The 1,065-nt window shown below is 34.3% G+C and carries 2 protein-coding genes; both read left to right on the forward strand.

Translation table 11 applies throughout. The features are described from left to right. Window positions 1-625: 625 nt before the first annotated feature. Window positions 626-826 (forward strand): hypothetical protein, encoded by a 201-nt coding sequence (locus KDK67_RS14140; RefSeq protein WP_250869485.1) that lies wholly within the window; start codon window positions 626-628, stop codon window positions 824-826. A gap of 130 nt (window positions 827-956) precedes the next feature. Beyond that, on the forward strand, window positions 957-1,065 hold a 109-nt coding region (locus KDK67_RS14145; RefSeq protein ID WP_420846926.1), incomplete at its 3' end, for a transposase-like zinc-binding domain-containing protein.

Raw genomic sequence — 1,065 nt, forward strand, 5'->3', positions numbered from 1 at the left:
GGCAGGATCAACCAGAGTTTGTTGTTAAAGCACACTTAAATGGAAGTTAAACTTAAAAATTGTCGGAAAAGAACACTCTAAAGTGAATTAGAGAGTTACTTATTCATGCACAATTTCGATTAGTTCTAGATAGATAGATTTACACTATCAGTCAGAATTAATCGAACTGCCAAATTCAACGTCAGACCTGAAAAGCTCAGGTCTCCACTAATGATCTTGAATTGAAGGTGATTGAAATTCCACCCATTGAGTGGATTTCCTTAAACTCCTTCATGCTATATATACGTTCCGAATCGGAAAGCATAACCACATTTTTTGAGAATGTGAATCCAGTCATGAAAGAGCATAAACGTTTTTGAACCCTCATCCTGATCATACCGAAAATGGCACCGATCAGCTCAATGAGAGCACCCCTACCACTACGCTCTCGTATTTATATGTAGTGTGACAATATATGACATGGGTTTATATAAAAGTCATTTGTGGCACATGACATGAAATATATATTTACAGCAACCCTGCAAACTAATCCACAGCATTACAAGAAAAATTATAAATCAGATTAAACAAATCTAAAAAAAGTTAGATATATTAATAACAAAAATATTGAAATTGCTGTGATAAAATGCAAAAAGACAAAATGCAACGTATGCAAGGAATAGGATTGTTTTTCGCAGGATTAGGAAGTATTATAGTTGCAGGAACATATGCCCTTGATATCTCAAACAAATTTACCATAATAGGAATAACTTCTTCCTTAATTGGTGCCTTCTACTTTAGAAGATCTGAAACTCTCCGGCGTAAGCTCACAAAAATCAGCAATTAAAAAGATATGAACACTCTACTAATACTAGTATATTGAAAAATATAGGCCATCCAATGTGAGAATCTCAAATTAGAAAGTTGGTATTGGTATTTAAGTAGAGTTTTTATGTTATTAGGACCTATATTTATGCATGAACTGTCCCAGGTGCAAGAGCTCCAATCATAAAAAGAACGGTAAAATCGATGGACGTCAACGCTACAAATGCCATGATTGTGGGTATAACTATTCAGTGGAGATTA

Origin of the sequence: Methanococcoides seepicolus, from assembly GCF_023684405.1 — an archaeon.
Lineage (GTDB): Archaea > Halobacteriota > Methanosarcinia > Methanosarcinales > Methanosarcinaceae > Methanococcoides > Methanococcoides seepicolus.

What these genes read in the sequence shown, in the direction of transcription:
- KDK67_RS14140 (WP_250869485.1), top strand. Translation starts at nt 626, where the DNA reads ATGCAAAAAGACAAAATGCAACGTATGCAAGGAATAGGATTGTTTTTC.